Here is a 5,940-nt window from a genome sequence, read left to right as displayed (position 1 = left end):
GTTCGCGTACGTGAAGGTCTGCGCCGTGCCCGCGTTCTCCGCGGTGACCGGGATCAGCGGGCTCGTGCGGTCCTCCGGCAGCTCGTAGCCGGGGGGCGGCGACACCTCGTACCAGTAGTAGAGCCCGAAGGGAAGGTCGGTGACCGTGCAGAGGCCAGGGCCGTCACGCCCGGTGGTACAAGGCTCGCCCACGGGTTCATCACCCTCGTCGGGCTCGTCGTCCACACCGTCGCCGTCGTCGAGGTAGAGCTGGACGACGGCGCCGTCCAGGAGGTCGCCGCTCACGGCATCGGTCTTGCGCAGCGTGAGGTCGGTCAAGATCTGCGGGTCCTCGAACGGGGCCGCGATCGCCACGTGCGGGTCCGCTGCCGTGACCTCGATCCCGCTCACCGACGCCTCGCCCTCGGGCGGGAGCTGGTACCCGGTGGGCGGCGTGACCTCCGTGACGGTGTACGTCCCTGTCGGCAGGCCGGCGGCGGTGAGCAGCCCGTCCTCGGGGTTCGCGCCCGGCGAACCGTCGTTGTCCGTGATCTCGAGGTCGACGTTCCACGGATCCTCTGCCGCGGCGCCCGCCGTGCCCTGGACACGGAAGGTCGCGCAGCAGATCAGCTCGCCGGTGACGGCGTCGCGCTTCTCCCAGGAGATGGAGCCGAGCGAGTTCACGAAGGTCAGTGTCTCGGCGGCGGACTCACCGGGGGTGACGGTCTGCGGGGCGGCACCGATATAGCCCGGTGGTGGTCCCGACTCGACGACGGCGTACTCGATGTCCGGCTCGACGGCCGGGATCCGGATGACACCGTCGGCGGGATCGGCGTCGTTCGCGTCGTTGTCGGTGATCTCCAGTCTGTCACCCGCCCCGTCCGGAAGAGGGTTCGGCGTGACGGTGAAGGTCGAACCACCGACGGGGTTGCCGTCCTCGTCGTTCTTCTCGATCGTCAGCGAGGCACAGGTCGAGTCGATGTCGACCTCCTGGTTGACGTAGTCCTTGAGCTCCGCATTCGCACCGCCCGCGGTCGAGCGCAGGTTCATGGCGACGAAGTCGCCGAACCCGCACGAGGCCTCGCCGAAGAGCGCGCTGATGTTGACGCCGAACTCGAGGAAGAGCTGGGCCGTGCGCGGCCCGTCGGGCAGGGTGACCGTCGAGTCGTTCACCCTGCCCACGATGTCCGCGGCGGGCGCCGGCGCCCAGCCGTTGTCGGCCGGGCCGACCCAACGGTCGACCGCGAGGATGGTCAGAGCCGATCCGGATCGCTGGAGGGTGACGCGAAGGTCGCCCTCCGACCGGCTCGGCACCGACACCCCGTTGCCGTTCACCCTGTTCGCGCGCTGGTTGAGCTCCAGGAACCAGGTGACCTGCCCCTGCGTCGCCACGCGGTTCCAGGCGAAGAAGGCATGAAGATCCCCGTCGACCACGCGGTCGTACGCCCAGACGTTCTGGATGTCCGCGGCGCCGGGGGCGTTGCCCTGGGCCGCGTCGCGCCACACGGACAGGGGGTCGTCCTCGTGCCCGTCGTCCAGGACCGTCGTGTCGCCGCTGCCGATGCCGTCGACCACGTGCGCCGAGGCGTCCTCGACCGCGGGCGTGCCCCAGTCGTCCGCGGCCGGGTCGACCGGGTCGGTCGGCGTCGAAGCGTTGCCGAACCCCTCGTAGTAGTTGCCGTCGATCTCGAAGTCCCCGAGCACCACGTTGCCCGTGGCATTCGCCTGTGCCGCGGGCGGGACCACACCACTGAGCCCTATGGCAAGTGAAAGGGCGAGAGCTGCTCGCGGAATGCGGAAATGCGCGCCCTTTCCGTACGGGACGGCTTCGTTGCGCAGTGACGTCTCAGGCACACCCGGCTCCTCATCACCCAGAGGTGGAACAGCAACCGTGGCGGCCACGGTCGTGGTTCCATTGGGCGGGCCCCGCGCGGGGGGTGCAAGCGCAGTGAAATGCATATGATCAGAATGCATCTTCTTGTCACCGCGACGTCCGCGACCTGCATTCCGGGAAAGTAATAGAAGAGTGCCAGAAAATAGCGGTGATAAAGGCGCGGAATCCTAGCGGGGTCGCGCCGCGGACACCGGTTCGTGGGACAGCACGGCATCGAGGAGCCGTACGGCCGCTGCTTTGTCGAGCGGCGCGTTGTACGAGCCGCACTTGGGCGACTGCACACAGGCCGGGCACCCGTCGGCGCAGGGGCAGGCCGCTATGGCGTCGCGTGTGGCGCGCAGCCACGTCCCGCCCAGCTCGTAGGCCCGTTCGGCGAACCCGGCGCCCCCGGGGTACGCGTCGTAGACGAACACCGTGGCCTCGCCGGTGTCGGGGTGCAGCTCCGTCGACACCCCGCCGAGGTCCCAGCGGTCGCACGTCGCCAGCAGCGGCAGCAGCCCGATCGACGCGTGCTCCGCGGCGTGCAGGGCCCCCGGCGTCTGCTCGGGGGAGATGTCCGCCGCGCGCAGCACGAACTCCGGGACCGACCACCAGACCGCGGCCGTACCGAGCGTGTGCTCGGGCAGCTCGAGCTGTTCCGTCCCCAGGACCTGCATGTCCGGGACGCGGCGCCGCTGGAAGCTCACCACCTGCGACGTCACCTCCACCGGACCGAGGCCCCAGGCGATCGGCCCCCACTCCCGGGTGACGAGGTCGCGGCCGGGGTCGTCGTCCGGGATGCCGTCGCCCTCCTGCGCAGCGGCCGTGCCGCCGTCGTCCCAGCCCTCGATCGCCACCGACATGACCGACCGCGACCACGTCCCGTAGTCGAGCCGGCGGCGCTGTACGACGGCGGTGTGGTCGGTCAGGTCGAGGTGCGCCACCACGTAGGTGGTGCCCTGGTGCGTGTAGACGGCGCCGTCGTGTACCTGGCCGTCTGCCGAGGCGGCGTCGACCGTGCCCAGCATCCGGCCGGTGCCCTGTTCCACGACGCGGACGGGCGTGCCGCCCGCGCCGCGTAGGTCGGTCAGACCGGCGGCGGGCTGGTGGTGGGTCCAGTACCACCCGGAGGTCCTACGCCGGAGTGCGCCCCGGGCGACCAGCACGTCCAGGATCCCGCGCACGTGGGCTGGGTCGCCGAAGTCGGCGAGGTCGTCGGACCGCAGCGGCGCCTCCTGGGCCGCCGCGCACAGGTGCGGTGCCAGGACGTGCGGGTTCGACGGGTCGAACACCGTGGCCTCCAGCGGGGCGTCGAACACCGCCTCGGGGTGGGTCACGAGGTAGGTGTCGAGCGGGTCCTCACGGGCGACGAACGCGACCAGACCGTCCGAGCCGGCCCGGCCGGCGCGCCCCGCCTGCTGCCACAGCGACATGCGGGTGCCCGGCCAGCCGGCGATGAGCACCGCGTCGAGGCCGGAGATGTCCACACCCAGCTCCAGGGCGTTGGTCGTCGCCAGGCCGAGCAGGTCGCCCGTGCGCAGCGCCTGCTCCAGCTCGCGGCGTTCCTCCGGGAGGTAGCCGCCGCGGTAGGCCGCGATCCGGCGGCCGGCCTCGGGTGCGGAGTGCCGCAGGTGGTCGCGTGCCTGCTGGGCGACCGATTCCGCGCCACGCCGGGACCGCGTGAACGCGAGGGTGCGAGCACCGGCCTCGGCGAGGTCGGCCAGGAGGTCGGCGACCTCGGCCGTCGCCGACCGGCGGGGATGCTCGGGCGGTGCCGTCGTCGCGACGGGCTCGGCCTCGCCGTCCGCGCCGGGCAGGGCCCAGGGGTCGGGTTCCGTGAGATCGGCACGTCGCATCGAGTTCGGCTCGTCGCTGGACCGATCTCGGTGCGGGCTGCCGATCTCGACACCGTCCTCGCCGCCGTCGACCGGCGCACGCCAGGAGGCGATCTCCGGCGGCTGCCACAGCAGTACCGTGCGGCGTCCGGAGGGGGAGCCGTCCTCGGTGACGGCGGCGACGTCGTCGGGCCGTACGCCGATGAGGCGGGCCGCGCTGACGGCGGGTTCCGCCGTCGTCGCCGAGGCGACGACGAACGTGGGCGAGCCCTCGCCGTACCGCGCCGCGAGGCGCGCAAGCCGGCGGAGCACGAGCGAGACGTGCGCGCCGAAGACGCCGCGATAGGCGTGCCCCTCGTCCACGACGACGTACCGCAGCCCCTTCAGTAGCCGTGACCAGCGTCGATGGTTGGGCAGGAGCGCGTAGTGCAGGAAGTCGGGGTTGGTGAGCACGACGTCGGCGTGGTCCTGCACCCACGAGCGTTCCTCACGGGACGTGTCGCCGTCGCACGTGGCGACGCGGACGTCGCGCGTGCCGGCCGCGTCGAGCACGCGTTCGAGCGCGCTGAGCTGGTCGGCGGCCAGTGCCTTGGTGGGGCTGAGGTAGATGGTCGTGGGGCGCACGTGCGCCGACGCGATGTTGCCCGGGTCGAGCGTGGCGGCGGCCGTCGCCGTCCGGACCGCCGAGAGCGCGGGTAGCCAGAACGCGAGCGACTTGCCCGAACCTGTCGACGTGGCCAGGGCGGTGTGCCGACCCCGGTGGACGAGGTCCGCGGCCTCGGCCTGGTGCGTCCATGGCCGGTCGACGCCGAGCTTCCGGTAGCCCTGCACGACCGTCGCATCGGCCCAGTCGGGCCAGTCCGCGTGCTGCGCGGTGCGCTCCGGGAAGGTGCGCGACGCTGTCAGCCGTTCCGCGCGCGTGCCACCGGCGAGGAGCACGTCGAGGAGGGGGTGGGCGGGGACGTCAGGCACGCAGGACAGTGTCGCACCGGTGGCCACGTGGGCGGTCTCGATTCCCCCAGGCCCGCGCTTCACCCCCGGTCTTGCTGCCACGCTCACAGGTCGAAGAGCGTGGGCTGCTCCAGGTAGACGCCCTCCGTCTCCAGCATGCGGATCTTGGTCCGCGGGCCGCCGCGGGCCGAGAACCCGCCGACACGGCGGCCCGCGGCCAGCACCCGGTGGCACGGCACGATCGGCGGGAACGGGTTGCGGCCCATCGCCTGGCCCACGGCCTGCGCGGCTCCTGGCGAGCCCAGCTCGGTGGCGACCTCGCCGTACGTTCGGGTCTCGCCGGGCGGGATGGCGCGCACGATCTCGTACACCCGGCGGTCGAAGTCGGGCACGGCACTCATGTTCAGGTGGATCTCCGCGAGGTCTCCCTCGCCGTCCTCCAGCAGGTGCTTCAGCCCCTCGACGGCGGCCTCGACCGGGTCGGCCGGGGCCTCGACGGCGCCCGGGTACCAGCCCCGTACGGCGGCGCGGAGCTGGTCGGAGCTGCCGTGCGGCAGCGTCGAGCCGACGATCTCCGCGTCCTCGTTCCAGACGAGCGCGCACTCGCCGATCGCGGTGCTGACCACCGTGAACTCGAGCCTGTTCCGGTCCATACCGCCAACGATAGGCGGCACCACTGACACCGCCCGCAGCCGGGCGCGAAGGGTCAGTCGGTGGTCCAGCGGGCCGCCAGCTCGGTCGCCTTCTGCGTGGGGTCCGGCTCGGCCACGAGCGCGCCGGCCGCGGCCAGCCCGTCCGCATAGCCGACGGCGTACGTGGTCAGCGGGGCCGCCGGGCGCTCGACGGCATGGGCGGCGTCCCGGGCGAGGTCCAGGACCTTCTTCATGTCGATGGTGCCGGTCGGGAGGCCGAGCTCCGACTCCAGGTCGGAGATCCACTGCTTGAGGTCTGTCATCTCTCGTCTTTCCGGTATCGGGCCACGTCGGCGGGGGTGTCGATGTCGTCGCTCCAGCCTGCCGGGTCCGGGACCTCGGCGCACCGGAGCGCGCCGACCAGGCGCTTCATCGGTGCCCCGTCCGTCTCGACCCCGTCCAGCCCTCCGTCCAGGGCCGCGCGCCGGTACAGCCCGACCAGCCACTGCGCCCTGCCCTCGTGCACCAGGTAGGCGCCGTCCACGGGTTCACGTGAAACGGCCTCCTCCAGGTGCACGATCGCCCGGGCGGCGCCCGGCACGTCGACGGCGAGGAGCAGCACCCACGGCGCGCCCGGGTCCGGCAGCGCTCGCAGCCCGGCCGCGAGCCC

General features: G+C 72.4%; 5 protein-coding genes. All 5 read right to left on the bottom strand.

Translation table 11 applies throughout. From position 1 onward, the window contains the following. The coding region (locus PROKR_RS01205) for an MSCRAMM family protein (protein WP_211239988.1) at positions 1–1,833 on the bottom strand (1,833 nt) is incomplete at its 3' end. A gap of 207 nt (positions 1,834–2,040) precedes the next feature. After that, complete coding sequence (locus PROKR_RS01200; RefSeq protein ID WP_036959011.1) at positions 2,041–4,659, bottom strand: DEAD/DEAH box helicase; 2,619 nt, start codon at positions 4,657–4,659, stop codon at positions 2,041–2,043. Positions 4,660–4,742: 83 nt separating this feature from the next. Next, on the bottom strand, positions 4,743–5,291 hold the full coding sequence (locus PROKR_RS01195; protein WP_036958987.1) for a methylated-DNA--[protein]-cysteine S-methyltransferase: 549 nt from the start codon (positions 5,289–5,291) through the stop codon (positions 4,743–4,745). Between the two features lie 53 nt (positions 5,292–5,344). Beyond that, positions 5,345–5,593: a DUF6457 domain-containing protein gene (locus PROKR_RS01190; protein ID WP_036958986.1), complete on the bottom strand. Its 249-nt coding sequence runs from the start codon at positions 5,591–5,593 to the stop codon at positions 5,345–5,347. Next, a partial coding sequence (gene mobA, locus PROKR_RS33365) for an NTP transferase domain-containing protein (RefSeq protein WP_036958985.1) occupies positions 5,590–5,940 on the bottom strand: 351 nt, incomplete at its 5' end. The genes mobA and PROKR_RS01190, both read right to left, overlap by 4 nt.

The sequence above is a fragment of the Promicromonospora kroppenstedtii DSM 19349 genome (assembly GCF_000515355.1).
Taxonomy (GTDB): Bacteria; Actinomycetota; Actinomycetes; order Actinomycetales; family Cellulomonadaceae; genus Promicromonospora; species Promicromonospora kroppenstedtii.
Note: the sequence above shows the minus strand (reverse complement) of the source record. Positions and strands in the feature narration are given on the sequence as shown.

Excerpts from the sequence above, each read along its gene's own strand:
- PROKR_RS01195 (WP_036958987.1), bottom strand. The coding sequence starts at position 5,291 with ATGGACCGGAACAGGCTCGAGTTCACGGTGGTCAGCACCGCGATCGGC.
- PROKR_RS01190 (WP_036958986.1), bottom strand. The coding sequence starts at position 5,593 with ATGACAGACCTCAAGCAGTGGATCTCCGACCTGGAGTCGGAGCTCGGC.